This is a genomic window from Pseudocitrobacter sp. 73 (genome assembly GCF_008369545.1).
In the GTDB taxonomy this organism is placed as follows: Bacteria; Pseudomonadota; Gammaproteobacteria; order Enterobacterales; family Enterobacteriaceae; genus Pseudocitrobacter; species Pseudocitrobacter vendiensis.
This window is the reverse complement of sequence record NZ_VTZO01000045.1, coordinates 21,148-38,990: the sequence shown is the minus strand read 5'-3', so window position 1 is coordinate 38,990 and position 17,843 is coordinate 21,148. Positions and strand designations below refer to the sequence as shown.

Here is a 17,843-nt window from a genome sequence, read left to right as displayed (position 1 = left end):
TAAGTTAGCGCTTATGGGATCGCTCCCCGCCTTGTCTCTTACTGTTTAGATTCGCACGCTGTAGAAACAGTAACCTCCGTCTGGTTTGTCCGGAAGTGGACCTCGCAGAGATCCCGCCGCATCGCCAACACCGCGAAAATCACGGTGATACAGATGATAACCAGGGCAATTAAGCCTGAACGTTGCCATTTCATAGCCTGCTTCTCCTTGACCCGTAGGTCTGTAAGAGGCTAATCTAATGCTGTTGGGCATAGATTTGGGCCTCGGTAAGTGTTAAGCGTCCTGCAAGACGCTCAATGTTTCCGGGGCTTTTCTCTATCTGCCTTTTGGTGTTTGCCTGAGACAGATAGCCTCAAGCACCCGCCGCGATTTTACACCTTCGCAGTAAAACTCAGCAGTCTGGAAATGGACACGTAAGAAAGGATTGCTTTGGAGGGGTTGCCGGATACAGAAATATCCGGCAAAAAGGAACTCAGGACTGCAGCGTCGCCAGTCGCGCCGCGAAACCGACAAACACCAGCCCAATCAGGCTATTGCCAATTTTCGCCAGCTTCTTACGGGTTTTCACATACCGCGTCACCAGCGAGCCAGACACGATCAGGAAGCTTAAATAGGTAAAACTCACCAGTTCAAGCGTCAGCGCCAGGATAAAGAATGCCAGCCCCGGCGTAGCCGATTTCACGTCAATAAACTGCACGAAGAACGAGACATAAAACAAAATCGCTTTGGGATTCGTTAAGCTCAGCGTCAGCGCGCGTTTGAAAATAGCATGACCCGGCTCTGCGTGCGCTTCTGGTTCTCCGGCTGTACGCTTCAGCGTACTGTAGAGCATCTTCCCGCCCAGATAGAGCAGATAAATCGCCCCCAGATAGCGCACCAGATTAAACAGCACAGGAGTGGTTTTAATGAGCGTCGCCACGCCCGCATACGAGAGGAACATCAGCACCGCATCGCCGATAAAGACCGCCAGCGCTGCCATGTAGCCGCCACGAATACCGTGTGCCACGCCTGTTTTCAGGACAAAGAAGGTATTTGGCCCCGGCACCAGAATGATAAAAATCGCCCCAACCACATACGTCCAGTAATTTAGTACGCCAAAATCTGCGAACACCCTGCTCTTCCTTACACAATATTAACCACCGTGGCGGTATGGTAACGCACGCCACATGGCCAATAAAGGACTATTCAGTTTACTTATGATTGACCCCGTTTACGCGGCATCATGCGCAGCAGCGTATTGTCTTTCCAGACATAATGATGCGCCAGCGCGGCCAGTGCATGAAGACCAATCAGCCAGTAACCAATATTCGCCAGCAGAATGTGGTAATCCTTCATCGTATCGACAATATCGAAATTCGATTCCGCCGCATGCGGCATGGTTATCCCAAAAGCAAACCACGGATTTCCCCGGTTATACATCATCACCAGGCCAATAATCGGCAATGCAATAAACAGCAGGTAAATCGCCAGATGCCCCAGATGCGCCATGCCCGTCATCATTGGCTTAGGTTTCGGTACAATCGGCGGCGCCGGGCGTTTCAGGCGAATCAGCAAACGCGCCACCATCAGCACCAGAATGGAGATGCCACAGGAGACGTGCACCATGTTGATAACCGGACGCGCGCTACGCGGAAAGAAACCACGGAATTCCATCGCACAGTAAGCAATAATAACCAGTAACAAGACCAGCCAGTGAATGCCTATTTGCAGGCCTGAGTATTTATCGCGCATAGCGACCCCTGATAAGTAATTAACAAAAAAGCAAAATAGCCGTTTTTACTTAAAAATTCATTAACTTTTCAGCAGTTACTTTGGTTCTATTCACCTCATTGATGCGTTACAGACAAAATCGGGTTGCCCATCCGCTAATGCTGAACTAAGCCTGGATAAGTAAAAAAACCGTATCACCCCGAACTGATGGAGAACATCATGAGTAAAATTGGCATTAACGGATTTGGGCGTATTGGTCGACTGGTCCTGCGTCGTCTGCTGGAAACCTCGAGCAGCAATGAAGTGGTCGCAATTAACGATCTTACGTCGCCAAAAGTACTGGCATATTTGCTGAAGTACGATTCCAACTACGGGCCGTTCCCGTGGAGCGTTGATTTCAGCGACAACGCGCTGATTGTTAACGGTAAAACGATTAGAGTCTTTGCGGAAAAAGAGGCAAAGAACATCCCGTGGAAATCGGAAGGCGCAGAAATCGTCGTCGAATGTACGGGTTTCTATACTTCGGCTGAAAAATCGCAGGCGCATATCGATGCGGGTGCAAAAAAAGTCCTGATATCTGCTCCGGCAGGTGACATTAAAACGCTGGTTTACAACGTGAATGATGACACGCTCAACGCCAGCGACACGATTATTTCTGTCGCCTCCTGCACCACCAACTGCCTGGCGCCAATGGCAAAAGCATTGAATGACGCATTCGGGATCAAGGTGGGCACCATGACCACTATCCATGCCTATACCGGGACTCAGGCGCTGGTTGACGGGCCGCGCGGCAAAGATCTGCGCGCTTCTCGTGCCGCAGCGGAGAATATTATCCCGCATACGACGGGGGCAGCAAAAGCGATCGGGCTGGTTATCCCCGCCCTTGTCGGTAAACTGAAAGGCCATGCCCAGCGGGTGCCGACCAAAACCGGTTCTGTGACCGAACTGGTGTCGATTTTGGGTAAAAAAGTCACCGTCGATGACGTGAATACCGCACTGAAAAAAGCGACAGAAAATAATGAGTCGTTTGGCTATACCAACGATGACATCGTATCGACCGATATTATCGGCACGCACTTTGGTTCCGTTTTCGACGCCACCCAAACCGAGGTGACCGAGGCAGGCGATCTGCAACTGGTCAAAACGGTAGCCTGGTATGATAACGAATACGGGTTTGTGACCCAGTTGATTCGTGTACTGGAAAAATACGCCAAACTGTAAAAATAACGCCCGGAAACGTTCCTTTCCGGGCTTCATTCACGGCTTCTTAGCGCAACGCGCGCATGGCCGACATCTCCCGTAGGGTGACATCTTGCGTTAACTGATTCCAGGCCTGCTCAACCGCCAGTGGAATATCCACGTGAGCAATAAAGTTTTTACCGCGCGGCCCATAACCCTGTTCATCATCACGTATCCGTGGCAATTCACCGATAATTAATGAGAGATATCGCGCCACCGGCCACAATCCGGTGTCATCACCTTTAAATGCCACGCCGTTTTCACTGTTAAAGAGTTCTGGCTGGCATCCGGGGTAACTCCGCCAGTGCGGCCTGTTTTCTACGTCCTGCCAGACATGTTCAAACGTTGCCATCGTGCGACGCTGCATGGTTGGGTCCTGCATGACGATACCGTTTTTAACAGCAATCCCCTGCGCGTCCAGCATCTGACGGGTAAAACGCGCATTTTCACCGCAGTTCGTCGATGCATTTTCAACCAGTATATTCTCGCGCGGGATTTTCCAGAATTGATGCGCAATCTCCGCAAGGATTGCCGCTTCAGACAACCCTGTGGTACGCAAGGTGTTATAACTCGGATGCTGGGCTATGGCGGCATAAAGATAGGTCGTTGAATGGCCGATACCGCCGCTGATCAACAGCGTTTTTTCCTTATCCGTCGCCAGCTGACAGGCTGCGTCGATGACAGGAATAACGGCATTCCCCGCCAGCACCACCACTTCAAAATCGTCTGATTGAGGTTGGGAGGCAAAATCGTTTTGAGCAAGCCAGCTCCCCACTAAATTGGCCGCCGTGAGTGTGCTATCGGGTAATCGTGGCAATGTCGTTAGCATAATCCTCCCTCTCTGTGAGTTGGTCAGCACAGGATAACGTGTTTGAGCTTCCATGACAGTAGATCACTCCGAAAGCGTTAATTTTACCTGGCTTGCATTTTTGTAACATTATTGAAATAACCAGAAACATCTAAAAATAATGCGGTTGCACCTGAATAAATCACCAATGTCACACCAAAATAGAGAACATAAAACCATCAATCATTCATTTTGCGAATAATTCAATCATCAAAATGCCTGGCTTTTGCGTATAAATCCCCTGTTCACCCTTGCTAAAAATAGCACCCGCCTCTAAGTTGCTTAACAAACAAGCAACCTTTTTAACACATTGCAGGTTGCACCTTTGAGGTATCAGGTGGCACCTGATTTTAACTTAATGTGGCGGGAGTTTTCCTTCATGACGACGCAAGAAAGCAGCAGTACGATCCTGAAAAAAAACAAACGGGTCTTGATTGCCAGTTTGACCGGCAGCTCCATTGAATGGTTTGATTATTTTCTGTACGGCACAGCCGCTGCGCTGGTGTTTAATAAAATCTTCTTCCCGATGGTTGACCCGGTTATTGGACTCATCCTCTCATACCTTTCCTTCTCGCTAACGTTCTTTATTCGCCCGATTGGCGGCGTACTCTTTGCCCATATTGGCGACCGTATTGGCCGCAAAAAAACGCTGGTGTTGACGCTCTCGCTGATGGGCGGTGCAACCGTCATGATCGGTCTGCTGCCCACTTACGATCAAATTGGCATCTGGGCACCCATTCTGCTGATTCTGATGCGTATTATCCAGGGAATGGGAATTGGCGGTGAATGGGGCGGCGCATTGCTGCTGGCCTATGAATATGCGCCAGAAAAACGTAAAGGATTTTTCGGCAGCATTCCGCAAGCGGGCGTGACGATTGGCATGCTGATGGCGACCTTTATCGTGTCGTTAATGACGCTATTCAGCGAGGAGCAGTTCCTCTCCTGGGGCTGGCGCATTCCGTTCCTGATGAGCGCCGTGCTGGTGTTACTGGGGCTGTGGATCCGTAAAGATATCGATGAGACGCCAGAGTTTAAGAAGGTGAAGCAGTCCGGTCAGGTGGCGAAAGCGCCGTTGCGCGACACACTGACGCATCACTGGCGTGAAGTGTTGATTGCGGCGGGTCTAAAAGTTGTCGAAACTGCGCCGTTCTATATTTTCTCAACCTTCATTGTGAGTTATGCCACCACCACCCTCGCTTATCAGAAATCGCAAGTTCTGGAGGCCGTCACCCTCGGTGCACTGGTTGCGACGGTGATGATTCCGCTGATGGGATTGTTGTCTGACAAAATTGGTCGCAAACGCATGTACGCGGTGAGCGTCGCGCTGCTGGGCCTGTTTATCGTACCGTGGTTTATGCTGCTGGACACCGGCACTACCTGGGCGATTATGCTGGCCACCGTCGTGATGTTCGGTATTCTATGGGCACCGATCACCGCCGTGTTGGGCACACTGTGTTCAGAAATTTTTAGCGCCAACGTGCGCTACACCGGCATTACGTTGGGTTATCAGATTGGCGCTGCGCTGGCTGGCGGTACCGCCCCGCTTATCGCAACGGGCCTGCTGGCGAAATACGACGGCGATTGGGTTCCGGTTGCCTGGTATTTGGGCGCAACGGTCACTATCTCGCTGATTGCCATTTTCTTTGCCAGCCGCAGCCATCGAATTGATGCGGTGAATGCGCAGACGTCAAGACTGTAACGGTTAGACTCCCCCCTCTTTGGTCCCTGGAGGGGGAAAATTTCTTTTGGGGTATCAGGACATTCATTGTTCCGGTACGTTACTTTGGAATATATAGCGTGAAAGATAAGCATCTTTCGCCACTGACTCGGCTCTCAGTTAAAAGAAAAAATTTCCCGAGTTGAGTTTCTTCAGGATAAGAATCAGTAGACGGAATGCCAAGATCATCCGCATATTTGACTAATGTAAGAAAGGCTTCTGTAAACTCGCTAATCTTACAATACGTTATTCCGCTCTCGATATATTCATCTTTGTCCAAAACATCATGATGTGAGTAGCTGTAGTCTTCTGAAACTATTGGCGCACTCTTGATTTCTGGCCGAGTTAAGAAGAAGTATTCCAGTGTATCTGTTCGGCGATATGCTTCCTTTGTAAACACTTTAACGTAGGTCAGGCAGGAGAGATATAATAACACTAAAAGAGATGACAGTTTTAGAATGACTTTCAACCTACTGATTTTCTTTTTCAACCACAATCACCTCCGGCTCAATACTGGCTAACACCTCGACCACTTCATTAGCAGTAACCAGACAATAATGTTTAATTTCCTCGCACTCATGGATACCGCAACTTTGAGTATTAAACCACTCATAATAAGATGAATTTTTAACGATAAAGATGCCGAGCCTCTGAAAAAGACCTTCACCAAGAGTTTTCAGTAAATCCCCTTCATCAGTCATGCGCAGGGAATGAACCCAATCAAAAGAAACTTTGCAGCACAGTCGTTCCTGATCCACAGCCAGAATTATTTCTAATTTACTATTTACGTACTTAAACTCGATTAATAATATGCTATTAAAAGACATCTGTTCTGGTGTAATATTTATCAAATATTGACTCATTTTACCTCTATTAAAATAGACTATAAGCTTTTCAATATTGCCTTTAACTCGTCTGTTCTCTTAATCGTCATCTCACTCTCACAATCATATATTGATGTTTCATACGCTTGTGAGCCAGTTACAATATCCAGGGTAAAAACAGGACAATTGGTATCTCGAAAATGAATCCACGCCCTTTGCGAGATCTTTATTTTCTCAATCACTTCAGCACCTACCACTGGTTCAGAGGCATATCTTTTTTTGATACCAGCCAGAAGTGCCTTATAGGTGTTATTCATTTCCGCATCGTGGTTAGTAAATGTTTCTTTTGCACAATCGAAGACTTGATCTGACACTTGAATATTTGTACAAGAATCATTCGCCCACAGTGCAAATGGGATAAATAAAAGTGTATATATCCTTATTTTCATTTAATTCCTTTGCATCTTCTATTTTAGCCTTTCTTGAGCCTTTTGAATGCTCTCTAAAAGCTCACCTTCATATAACTCATCCAGAACTTCTTTTTCCTCTATGAACTGTATCGCTCTACCTATTGCAAACTCAACGGCTATATTCTGGCGAATCATCCTGGCAATATCTATTGCAGTGAGTTCATCAATTGTTTTAGTGAGTAGTTTATTATACCATAACACTAACCCGCTATTCGCCCCCGAAGAATCAAATTCCAGATTCAAAACTTGTTTAATTGTTTCTTTTTAATCCATATATTGTTATCAAGTTCTCAGCTCCAGACTAAAAAACCATCCTCAAGTATCCAAACCGCGCCACCGGGGCAATTGTCATCAAAAAAACAAATTCCGTCATCCAGTTCTTCTTCACTATCGGGATAAGCAGATTTAAAGCAATCTATTTGCTCTTGTATAGTCCCATTCAGGAACCGCCCATTTTTTGCAAGCTTAATCCGCCCCTCGGTCAGTAAGCGCGAGAGAACATAAAAAAAGATGCGTTTTCTTGTGTCAAAACTGTCATCGCGAGCACTATTTCGAGAGGTTGAATAACATAATACTGCATCAAGTGTTTGTTGTTCTGCTGCGCTTACTATTTCCTGATATTCGTCTTCCTTCAAAATGTCTGTCATTGAACCTTCTCTTCTATATCAGGAAAACCAAAATCTTTGGTTTGGTTCCGAATCCATACCAACGCTACCGCCCCACCCTGATCGCCGATCTGCACGCGCATAGATTACTCCTGCGCGCCCATACGGAGTACGCCTGCCAGCGTTTTTCAGAATCCATAAAGAAGCCCGGCAGCATGCGCTAACCGGGCTTCTAAGAGCGTTTACTGAACAGAAAAACGTTATGCGCTAATCTGCTCCATCGCCTGCAACACGCGTTTATCGGAAATGGGATACGGTGTGCCCAACTGCTGAGCAAAGAAACTGACGCGCAGCTCTTCAATCATCCAGCGGATCTCCTGCACGTCATCGTCATCCCGACGGGCTGGTGGCAGTTTATTCAACCACTGCTGCCAGACCTGCTGCACGCTTTCCACTTTCAGCATCTGCGCACGGTCACGGTGCGGATCGATGGCCAGTTTTTCCAGTCGTTTCTCAATCGCCTGCAAATAGCGCAGCGTATCACCCAGGCGTTTGAAACCGTTGCCGGTGACAAAACCGCGATAAACCAGCCCGCCCATCTGCGCTTTAATATCCGACAGGCCCAGCGCCATGGTCATATCCACACGCCCTTTCAGACGTTTGTTGATATTGAAGACCGCCGTCAGGATCTGTTCGACCTGTTTGGCGATTTCGACGACGGTTTCATTCAGTTCAGCTCGTACTTTATCGTGCAGCTTCGTGAAGCCTTCTTCAGTCCATACCGGGCCACCCGCATCATCGATCATCTTATCAACACCGCAGGAGATGCAGTCATCAATGAGATCCAGCACTTTACCGTATGGGTTAAAGTAGAGTCCCAGCTTGGCTTTGTTCGGCAATTTCTCATGCAGATATTTAATTGGCGACGGAATGTTCAGCAGCAGCAAGCGACGTAAACCACGCCACATAGCCTGCTGTTGTTCCTGCGGATTATCAAAAAGCTTAATCGCTACGCTTTCACGCTCATCGACCAGCGCAGGCCAGGCCTTCACTTTGTAGTTGCCACGTTTCTGCTCGTAGTGATCCGGTAAATTACCGAAGCTCCAGATATGCAACCCGCTTTGCTCGATACCATCATCGGCAACGGCGGAAAGCGTTTCCTGAACTTTCCCTTTAAGGGTATCTTTCAGCGCCTGAAGGGAGCGCCCTTCCTGAAGTTTCTTGTTTTTGTCATCCACCACCCGGAATGTGACTTTCAGGTGATCGGGTACCTGATCCCACTGCCAGGCGTCGCGGTCAACGGTGACCCCGGTCATACGGCGCAGTTCGCGCTCCAGGCTGTCGAGCAACGGCAGTTCCAGCGGCGTGACGCGACCTAAGAACGCTTCCGCATAGTTAGGCGCAGGCACAAAGTTACGACGCACTGGTTTCGGCAACGATTTAATCAGCGCGATAATCAGTTCACGACGCAGGCCTGGGATCTGCCACTCGAACCCGCTCTCCTCCACCTGGTTGAGCAGCGGCAGGGGAATGTGTACGGTAACGCCGTCCGCATCTGCCCCGGGCTCAAACTGATAGCTCAGGCGTAGCTTAAGATTGCCCTGGTGCCAGAAGTTGGGGTAGTCAAGCTTGCTGACTTTCTCCGCCCCCTCTTTAATCAGCATGCTCTTTTCAAAGTTGAGCAAATCCGGCGTTTCGCGGCTGGCCTTTTTCCACCAGTTATCAAAATGACGAGCGGAGATGACATCGTGGCTGATGCGCTGGTCGTAAAACTCAAACAGCGTTTCGTCATCAACCAGAATGTCGCGACGACGCGATTTGTGCTCAAGCTCTTCAATTTCACTGCGCAGTTTCAGGTTATCGCGGAAGAACGCATGACGTGTCTGCCAGTCGCCTTCCACCAGCGCATGGCGAATAAACAGCTCACGGCACAGCGCCGGGTCAATCTGGCTGTAGTTCACCTTACGCGCGGCAACGATCGGCAACCCGTATACGGTCACTTTCTCGGTCGCCATAACTGCGCCCTGCGCTCGCTCCCAGTGCGGCTCACTGTAAGAACGTTTAATCAGATGCTGGGCAACCGGTTCTACCCATTCCGGGTCGATGCGCGCGGCGATACGGCCCCACAGACGGCTGGTTTCCACCAGTTCGGCAACCATGGTCCATTTCGGCGGTTTTTTGAATAAACCAGAACCAGGGAATATCGAAAAGCGCGCATTACGTGCGCCGGTAAATTCCTGTTTATCAGCATCTTTCATACCGATATGGGAAAGCAGACCGGTGAGCAGCGCGATATGAATTTCGCGATATTGCGCCGGTTCGCTGTTGACCGGAATACCCAGTTCTTTCACGACCTGGCGCAGTTGGGTGTAAATATCCTGCCATTCGCGTACGCGCAAATAGTTAAGGAAATCCGTGCGGCACTGGCGGCGGAAGGCATTCGATGACAGCGCCTTTTGCTGCTCTCCGAGGTAATTCCACAGGTTCACGAACGCGAGGAAGTCAGATTCTTTGTCATGGAAACGGCGATGTTTTTCATCCGACGCCTGCTGTTTATCCATCGGGCGCTCGCGCGGATCCTGGATAGACAAGGCCGAGGTAATAATCATCGCTTCGCGCACGCAGCCATGTTTTTGCGCTTCCAGCACCATACGCGCCAGACGCGGGTCAACCGGCAGTTGCGACAGCTGGCGCCCAAGAGGGGTCAGTTTATAGGCGGTTTGCTGTTCGTCCGTGGTGATTGCGCCGAGCTCTTCCAGCAGACGCACACCATCCTGAATATTGCGTTTATCCGGCGCTTCTACAAACGGGAAAGCGGCAATATCTCCGAGCCCCAGCGCAGTCATCTGCAAAATAACCGAGGCCAGGTTGGTACGCAGAATCTCCGGATCGGTAAATTCCGGGCGCGACAGGAAATCATCTTCCGAATAGAGTCGAATACAGATCCCTTCCGAGACACGCCCACAGCGGCCTTTACGCTGGTTTGCAGATGCCTGGGACACCGGCTCAATCGGCAGTCGTTGCACTTTGGTGCGGAAGCTGTAGCGGCTGATGCGCGCGGTACCGGGGTCGATAACGTATTTAATACCCGGCACGGTCAGCGAGGTTTCGGCGACGTTGGTCGCCAGAACAATGCGACGCCCGCTATGCGACTGGAAGACGCGATTCTGTTCACTGTTGGAGAGTCGCGCGTACAACGGCAGGATCTCTGTATGGCGCAGATCCCGCTTGCTGAGCGCATCGGCGGTATCGCGAATTTCACGCTCCCCGCTCATAAAGATCAGGATGTCGCCCGCACTCTCCCGCCCCAGTTCATCCACAGCGTCAAAAATGGCCTGTAACTGATCGCGCTCGGTATCATCCGCCTCTTCGACAATCGGGCGATAACGCACTTCCACCGGATAGGTACGCCCTGAAACTTCGATAATCGGCGCATTATTAAAGTGGCGCGAGAAGCGTTCCGGGTCGATGGTTGCCGAAGTGATGATAATTTTCAGATCAGGACGGCGCGGCAGCAGCTCTTTCAGGTAACCGAGTAAAAAGTCGATGTTCAGGCTGCGTTCGTGCGCTTCATCGATAATGATGGTGTCGTACTGCATCAACAGGCGGTCCTGCTGGATTTCTGCCAGCAGAATACCGTCGGTCATCAGCTTGACCATTGTGTTGTCACTAACGTGATCGCTAAAACGAACTTTATAACCGATGCAACCACCCGGCTCCGTTTTCAGCTCTTCCGCAATACGGTTCGCCACGGTACGCGCCGCCAGACGACGCGGCTGGGTATGGCCAATCAGCCCTCTGATGCCACGACCCAGCTCCATACAAATCTTCGGTAACTGGGTGGTTTTCCCGGACCCCGTTTCCCCGGCGACAATCACCACCTGGTTATCGCGCACCGCCTCCAGAATGTCCTGTTTTTTCTGGCTAACCGGCAGGTTATCCGGATAGGTAATGTCCGGGCGTGCGGCTTCGCGCAGCAGGACTTTACCTGCTGCCAGTTCAATCTCTTTCGCCATTTCCTGGTAAATGGCCTGTTGTGCATCAGGATTTTTAACCTTCTTCACACCGTGCAGGCGACGGGCAAAGCGCTGTTTATCGCGCAGCGTTAATGCATTGAGTTGCTGATTCAGCGTCGCGAAGGTGATTTTTTGTTGTTCTGTCATAGCGTTATCGGGCATCTGTGTGCCGGAAATGTTCTCGTCATATGTTCCCTCCAGAATACCACACCAGGCCTGATACCGAACGGTTTTCCCGGTGTGCGGTATAGAAAGGAAAGTCAGTTATTCAAAAAAATCGAACAGAGGATTCGATATATTGCGCTATCCCTGTGGCAGGATTGTGAATAAAGTGTCTGCAAGCAACCGGGCAAGGCCCGTCACTCAAAGTATAAAGGAAACACCCATGAGCAAAGTATTGGTTCTGAAATCCAGCATCCTGGCAGGCTACTCCCAGTCTAATCAGCTGTCCGACTATTTTGTTGAACAGTGGCGTGAAAAACACAGCGCGGATGAAATCACCGTTCGTGACCTGGCCGCTAACCCGGTGCCGGTGCTGGATGGCGAACTGGTTGGCGCACTGCGTCCAAGCGATTCCCCGCTGACGCCGCGTCAACAGGAAGCACTGGCGCTGTCTGACGAGCTGATTGCTGAACTGAAAGCCCACGACGTTATCGTGATTGCAGCACCGATGTACAACTTCAACATCTCTACCCAGCTGAAAAACTATTTTGACCTGGTTGCTCGTGCTGGCGTGACCTTCCGTTACACCGAGAAAGGTCCTGAAGGCCTGGTTACCGGTAAGAAAACCGTGGTGATCACCAGCCGTGGCGGTATTCATAAAGATACCCCGACTGACCAGGTGACTCCGTACCTGTCTACCTTCCTGGGCTTTATCGGCCTGACCGACGTGAAATTCGTCTTTGCTGAAGGTATCGCGTATGGCCCGGAAATGGCGGCCAAAGCGCAGGCAGATGCAAAAGCGGCAATTGACGCCGTGGTTGCAGCGTAAGATTTAAAAGGCCTCCCGCGAAATCGGGAGGCCTTTTTATTTAATCCGCATTTTTCGCAATGCTGTTAAGCGTAGCCAGCACGTCATCAGTTAGCACTAATTCCCCTGCCGCCATATTCTCCCGCAAATGCCCCACCGAAGAAGTACCTGGAATCAACAGGATATTCGGCGAACGTTGCAATAACCACGCCAGCGCCACCTGCATCGGCGTCGCACCAAGGCTTGCAGCCACATCCGAAAGCGTTGACGATTGCAGCGGCGTAAAACCACCGAGCGGGAAGAACGGCACGTAGGCGATACCGTCACGCGCCAGCGCGTCAATCAACGCGTCGTCGGCACGGTGTGCGATGTTGTATTCGTTCTGCACGCAGACGATTTCCGCAATTTTACGCGCTTCAGCCACCTGCGTCGGTGTAACGTTGCTCAGGCCGATATGTTTCACCAGCCCCTGCTGTTGCAATTCGGCCAGTACGGTAAAGTTAGCTTCAATCGACCCTTCTGCCGGGCCGTGACCGTCGCCGAGCATCACGCGCAGGTTAACCACATCCAGCACGTCCAGGCCGAGGTTACGCAGGTTATCGTGTACTGCCTGCTTGAGTTCCTCAGGGGAGAATGCCGGAAGCCATGAAGCATCGTTCCCGCGACGCGCGCCAATTTTGGTGACAATCGTCAGGTCATCCGGATACGGATGCAGGGCTTCACGGATAATCTGGTTTGTCACGTGTGGGCCATAAAAGTCACTGGTGTCGATATGATTCACACCCAGCGCCAGCGCTTCACGCAATACTGTAATAGCAACATGGCGATCTTTTGGCGGCCCAAAGACACCGGGGCCAGCCAGTTGCATCGCGCCATAACCCAGTCGTTTTACCGATTTTGAACCAAGAGTAAACGTACCACTGTTGTTGCTCATAACACCCTGTCCTGTTTAAGGCAGATTAAGAGCCCACAGTATAGAAATGAACGCGCGGGGAGGAAATGTGTAATAAATGCGAATGTGTAAAAAAATGCCGGATGAGTACAACGTCTTATCCGGCACACGTATTATTGCCCGGTGGCGCTGCGCTTACCGGGCCTACGGGTGATGTACCTGTAGGCCGGATAAGGTGCTCGCACCGCCATCCGGCAAAACAAACATCAGAACGTTTTCTTAAAGTTCAGCATCACGCCTTTATCGCTGATACCGTCTTCTTTCCAGTGATAGGCATCCAGATTCAGCGAGCTCTCTTTGCTGCTGTACTTCACGCCGACGCTTGCCAGGCTGTTGATGCCGCCGCCCTTCTGCCCGTCATCGACATTAAAGTGCTGGCTGCCTGCGCCTGCCAGGCTTGCTGTACGCTGGCTCTTGCTGTAGCTCAGGTTCGGTCCGCCTTCCAGCGTGGCGTTCGCGCTCCAGCCGTCTTTGGCTGCGTAGTCCAGCTTCAGCCCAACGATGCTGTCCACCACCGTTTCGCTGCCGCTGTTCATGCTCAGATTAAAATCTCCGGCATTGCGCTCCTGATAGCCGCCTTCGAGCGTATGACGCAGCTTCACTCCGGCATATGGCGTGATTTTCAATCCGGCACGTGGTTCAAAGGTTTTCGCCCCTTCACTGCGGAACTCCAGATACTGCTGTTTCACGTTGGTATCCGCCGTTTTGCTGATGTCGCCATAAGCCACCGAACGGCTGCTGTCCAGTTGGTGAATATCGTAACGCAGCGCGTTATTCCAGCTCATACCGTTGTCAAAGGACATCTGATGCTTCAGGCCAAAGAACTGGCTGTAGCCGCCGGTGACGCCATTATCACCTGCTTTCTGCGCACCGTCGCCGTCCAGACGGGCGATACCGTACTCCAGGCTCATGGTCTGGTTTTCGCTCAGGTCGAGGGTTTTACGCAGCGCCAGCATGTCGTACTCGGTATTGTTACCCAGCTCAGCACGCGGATCGCCTTTCGCCACCACGTTAAATGCCAGACCGTTGCCCATCTTCGGTGCTGCGTCCGCCAACATGCTGAAGCGGTTACTCAACACGCGCGCCTCACGGAATACCGTGGTGGCCTGGCTCCCGCTAACTTGTTTCAGCGCGCTGTTCAGCTCTGCGGTGGTGCCAACGTTCAGGCTGGTATACAGCTCGTTATTGGTGTAACCCGCATCCAGCGCTTTCGCCACGTCATTTACCGAAGCATCGGTTGCGACATCGGTGTAGGCGTTTTTGCTCATGGTCACGTCAACGTTGCCGCTGGCGTCGGTACTGCCTGTCGCCTGCCAGACAACAGATGTCGAAGTGATCGCTTGCGCATCGGTCAGGTTGCTGCCTTGCACCACATCATCAAAGCTGACGGTTTTGTCCGCCGTTCCCGCCGCAAAAGCAGTGTTGATCTCCACGCCATTCATACTGGCGTTATTGACCATCAGCTTACCGGCGCTACCGTCGGCGTTCGTCCCCACCACGTAACCATTGAGGTTGTTCATGCCATCGTTGCGGCTAACGGAAGAAGAATAGCTGCCGTCGTATGGCGTAATGGTGGGTTCTTCCGGCGCGGTAAAGTCGACATAGTGTACTTCCGTACCGTCTCCCCCTTCGCCACTGCCCTCTATCGCCGTGCCAGATTGTTTAATCAATCCGGAACCATTCACGTTGTCGTCAATATAAACAGTGCCGTTGTTAACAATATGACCATTGCTCCCGAGCTTGCTGAAGGCATATGAATTGCTGGCATATATATTGATGGTGCCGTTATTCTCAATCACCGCATCAGCCGTGGCATCGGACTCCAGTTGCATCCCTATCATGCCTGTCCTGCTGGTTCCTTGCGTGCCAACGTTTATGGTGCCGTTGTTGATCATTTTGGCTTTACCGTGCGCCGACATCGCCACATTACTATTTTTGTCGATATTAATAATGCCGTCGTTTATTGCCTTGCTGGCCGTGTTTGATGTCAGGATCTGCCCGTTGATGACGCCAGACTGGCCATTATAGAACGTATGCCCATCACCACCGGTGCTAATTCTCATGTCACCTTCAACTGTCCCCCAGTTATTAAAATGTCCTGTCCACAGCGCATTCGTCGCCACCGTTGCCACACCGCCTTCCAGATTGTTGAAGGTGCCACCTTTATCAACCGATGCGTTATGTACGGTACCAGCATTATTAAAGGTAGAGGCTGCAGCAAAAGTTATTTTCTCTACTTTTCCACCGGCCTGATTATTCATTACGGCAGACCCGGAAGAACCTTTCCAGGCGTTCACCGTTCCGGTGTTATAAAAATTGCTGGCCCACTGGTCAACCGTGTTGATGCTGCCTGAGTTGTGAATAACCGATCCTGCAACAGTCGTTCCGACTTGCCCGGTCACCGTACCTTCGTTCGTGAACACGCCGCCATCCACAGAAACGGTTTTTGTCGTGCCCTTATTGGTGTATTCCCCACCGGTTGCGATATCAACCTCAATAATACTGCCCGTGGTTTCATTGACCAGATGACCAAAGTCAGCCACGGTGACAGGTCCCCCGGTGACCGTACCCGTGTTTGTTACCAGGGTTTCGGCGGTTGCCGTGATATCAGTAGTACCGCCATATGAATACAGGTTAAGCGTTTCCCCGTCAGCCGAAATAATGTCACCATTTCTCCAGCTTAATGAAACAAACCCGTCAGTCGGGTTATAGGCGTTATTGTCCTGGCATTTCCCAAAAGTACAGATGGTTCCGTAATTAACGATAGTCCCGCTGCCATCGTTATAGAACGCCTGCCCGTTTTCAGCATTAATATTGATGATGCCCGTCTGATCATTAATCGCAGTGGCACCATTGTAAACAGCCATGCCGACCAATTTATTTGGCCCCAGCGTATCATCATCATTTTCATTTACTTCCAGATTTATAGTTCCCTGGTTAATAATAATGTTACCTGGCTTCATCGCAGCCATACCGGCACCGGAATTATAGAGTGTTATTTCACCACCCTGCTGGTTAATGGCGGTAGAATTAACGCTGGCACCAGAACTGTCTGTACCCACAGCCATCCCGACAGCATAATCTTTGGCGCTGTCATGAGCGATATTGGACGCCAGACTGGAAGTATCGTTTTCATCAACCCATAATGCGTCAATGAAAATCTTACCCATATTGTCAATGGTTGAATTATTGGAGGCCAGCATGCCAACACTCCCCCGGCCGTACATTTGGATCTCACCGGCAGTATTATTTAAAGCGGTGCCATTGTTGCCTGCCGTCATCCCCGTCAGACTAATGACTTGATTATTAAAAATTAAAGGGTCACTCAAACCTTGAGCGTTCAGACTATTGAAAATACGTCCCTGCGCGAGTACCTTACTGGTGATGGCACTGTTATTAACAACTCGACCACCATACACACTCAAATACGCAGAACTAGCAGAGTCTGATGTATTCCCCTCTACGCCGTAGATAGAAATCGTTACGTTGTTATTATTTACAGCTAGCGACTCTTCACCAGTAGCCCTGGCAAAGCCAATATTACCCAGTTCTACATCACCATTATTTATCATCTGCGAACCGGAATTCACCAGTACAACCTGTGATGTGTCACTATTATAATGATCAAATGTATTTATATCTTTTAGGATAAAAGTGGCGTTGCGGCCAAGTTCTAAATGGGCTCGGTTATTCAGTTGAATGATATCGCATAATCCAAGCGGAAAAACACCACTGATTGTTGAATCCCCATTTAGATACAGAGTAGAGTGCCCATCGATTTTGATAACAGGCGTATCGCCATAACCATTACGTTTTAAAGCAGGTGTGGAGCCATCCTGTAGAGTATTTTCTTCGCCAGCTAAATGGATACCACCATTAATTTCGACGGTATTACCGTCACCCGACACAACCAGACCATTAATATTTTCCTGGCTGCCATCCATTTCATTATAGATACGAGAAGTGACTTCACTGTCAGCAACAACGGTAAGATTGCCATTTAATACGATATTATTGTCGTGTCCCTGCACCTGAATGCCAACAGAAGGGGTAAAAAAGTCATTAATTGAATGCTCTCCGGCCTGATTTTTATCCACCAGAATATTACCGGTAATTTCAACTTCATTGCCATCACCGGCTACATTTACCCCTGTCGCAACACTGCCGGTCACATTAAGCTCATTTGTCGCCAGCGTCATGGTGTTATTATTTCCAGACACATCCAGACCGGTTGAATAATTCCCTACATCCACACGGCCAGCCAGAGAAATCAGACCATCATCTCCGATGATGCGAATCCCGGTACTGAAATTATCAGCAATGATGTCCCCCACATTGATAAGGGTAGAATGATCACCCTCAATCAGAATCCGGCTTTGTTGAATAAATCGAACTTTTGCTGAGTTGAAGGATCAGATCACGCATCTTCCCGACAACGCAGACCGTTCCGTGGCAAAGCAAAAGTTCAAAATAACCAACTGGCCCACCTACAA

16 protein-coding genes are annotated in these 17,843 nt (G+C 50.1%); 4 read left to right on the top strand and 12 right to left on the bottom strand.

Annotated features, from left to right (window positions below):
- Window positions 1–38: 38 nt before the first annotated feature.
- The 3 genes from F0Q32_RS24775 to cybB form a co-directional block, all read right to left on the bottom strand.
- The gene (locus tag F0Q32_RS24775; RefSeq protein WP_149465066.1) at window positions 39–194 is read right to left on the bottom strand and encodes a Hok/Gef family protein; all 156 of its coding nucleotides are present in this window, start codon (window positions 192–194) and stop codon (window positions 39–41) included.
- A 278-nt stretch (window positions 195–472) separates the two neighbouring features.
- Window positions 473–1,111: a leucine efflux protein LeuE gene (gene leuE, locus F0Q32_RS24770; RefSeq protein ID WP_149465065.1), complete on the bottom strand. Its 639-nt coding sequence runs from the start codon at window positions 1,109–1,111 to the stop codon at window positions 473–475.
- An 83-nt stretch (window positions 1,112–1,194) separates the two neighbouring features.
- Window positions 1,195–1,731, bottom strand: a complete 537-nt coding sequence (gene cybB / locus F0Q32_RS24765; protein WP_149465064.1) for a cytochrome b561 — start codon at window positions 1,729–1,731, stop codon at window positions 1,195–1,197.
- A gap of 198 nt (window positions 1,732–1,929) precedes the next feature.
- On the opposite strand from cybB, the gene gap reads away from it, so the two are divergent.
- The gene (gap, locus tag F0Q32_RS24760) at window positions 1,930–2,931 is read left to right on the top strand and encodes a type I glyceraldehyde-3-phosphate dehydrogenase (protein ID WP_149465063.1); all 1,002 of its coding nucleotides are present in this window, start codon (window positions 1,930–1,932) and stop codon (window positions 2,929–2,931) included.
- A gap of 46 nt (window positions 2,932–2,977) precedes the next feature.
- On the opposite strand, the gene F0Q32_RS24755 is transcribed toward gap, so the two are convergent.
- The gene (locus F0Q32_RS24755) at window positions 2,978–3,778 is read right to left on the bottom strand and encodes a YdcF family protein (protein WP_149465062.1); all 801 of its coding nucleotides are present in this window, start codon (window positions 3,776–3,778) and stop codon (window positions 2,978–2,980) included.
- 397 nt (window positions 3,779–4,175) lie between these two features.
- On the opposite strand from F0Q32_RS24755, the gene F0Q32_RS24750 reads away from it, so the two are divergent.
- Entirely contained in the window at window positions 4,176–5,495 is a 1,320-nt protein-coding gene (locus F0Q32_RS24750) for an MFS transporter (RefSeq protein WP_149465061.1), read from the top strand.
- Window positions 5,496–5,574: 79 nt separating this feature from the next.
- On the opposite strand, the gene F0Q32_RS24745 is transcribed toward F0Q32_RS24750, so the two are convergent.
- The 6 genes from F0Q32_RS24745 to hrpA form a co-directional block, all read right to left on the bottom strand.
- Window positions 5,575–6,003 (bottom strand): hypothetical protein, encoded by a 429-nt coding sequence (locus F0Q32_RS24745; RefSeq protein WP_149465060.1) that lies wholly within the window; start codon window positions 6,001–6,003, stop codon window positions 5,575–5,577.
- Window positions 5,984–6,376, bottom strand: a complete 393-nt coding sequence (locus F0Q32_RS24740) for a hypothetical protein (protein ID WP_149465059.1) — start codon at window positions 6,374–6,376, stop codon at window positions 5,984–5,986. The genes F0Q32_RS24745 and F0Q32_RS24740 overlap by 20 nt, the downstream gene beginning before the upstream one ends.
- Window positions 6,377–6,396: 20 nt before the next feature.
- Window positions 6,397–6,786, bottom strand: coding sequence for a lysozyme inhibitor LprI family protein (locus tag F0Q32_RS24735; protein WP_149465058.1), 390 nt, complete (start codon window positions 6,784–6,786; stop codon window positions 6,397–6,399).
- A gap of 18 nt (window positions 6,787–6,804) precedes the next feature.
- Window positions 6,805–7,050, bottom strand: a complete 246-nt coding sequence (locus tag F0Q32_RS24730) for a contact-dependent growth inhibition system immunity protein (protein WP_255475771.1) — start codon at window positions 7,048–7,050, stop codon at window positions 6,805–6,807.
- Window positions 7,051–7,097: 47 nt separating this feature from the next.
- Complete coding sequence (locus F0Q32_RS24725) at window positions 7,098–7,454, bottom strand: DUF596 domain-containing protein (protein ID WP_149465056.1); 357 nt, start codon at window positions 7,452–7,454, stop codon at window positions 7,098–7,100.
- A 218-nt stretch (window positions 7,455–7,672) separates the two neighbouring features.
- Complete coding sequence (gene hrpA, locus F0Q32_RS24720; RefSeq protein ID WP_149465055.1) at window positions 7,673–11,575, bottom strand: ATP-dependent RNA helicase HrpA; 3,903 nt, start codon at window positions 11,573–11,575, stop codon at window positions 7,673–7,675.
- A 238-nt stretch (window positions 11,576–11,813) separates the two neighbouring features.
- On the opposite strand from hrpA, the gene azoR reads away from it, so the two are divergent.
- Entirely contained in the window at window positions 11,814–12,419 is a 606-nt protein-coding gene (gene azoR, locus F0Q32_RS24715) for an FMN-dependent NADH-azoreductase (RefSeq protein ID WP_108474155.1), read from the top strand.
- Between the two features lie 40 nt (window positions 12,420–12,459).
- Here azoR and F0Q32_RS24710 read toward each other — a convergent pair whose 3' ends face one another.
- Both F0Q32_RS24710 and F0Q32_RS24705 read right to left on the bottom strand, forming a co-directional pair.
- Window positions 12,460–13,332 (bottom strand): aldo/keto reductase family oxidoreductase, encoded by an 873-nt coding sequence (locus F0Q32_RS24710; RefSeq protein WP_149465054.1) that lies wholly within the window; start codon window positions 13,330–13,332, stop codon window positions 12,460–12,462.
- A 224-nt stretch (window positions 13,333–13,556) separates the two neighbouring features.
- Window positions 13,557–17,570: an autotransporter domain-containing protein gene (locus F0Q32_RS24705; protein ID WP_255475770.1), complete on the bottom strand. Its 4,014-nt coding sequence runs from the start codon at window positions 17,568–17,570 to the stop codon at window positions 13,557–13,559.
- A 184-nt stretch (window positions 17,571–17,754) separates the two neighbouring features.
- Between F0Q32_RS24705 and F0Q32_RS26630 the strand changes: the two genes are divergently transcribed.
- A partial coding sequence (locus tag F0Q32_RS26630) for a hypothetical protein (protein WP_225526352.1) occupies window positions 17,755–17,843 on the top strand: 89 nt, incomplete at its 3' end.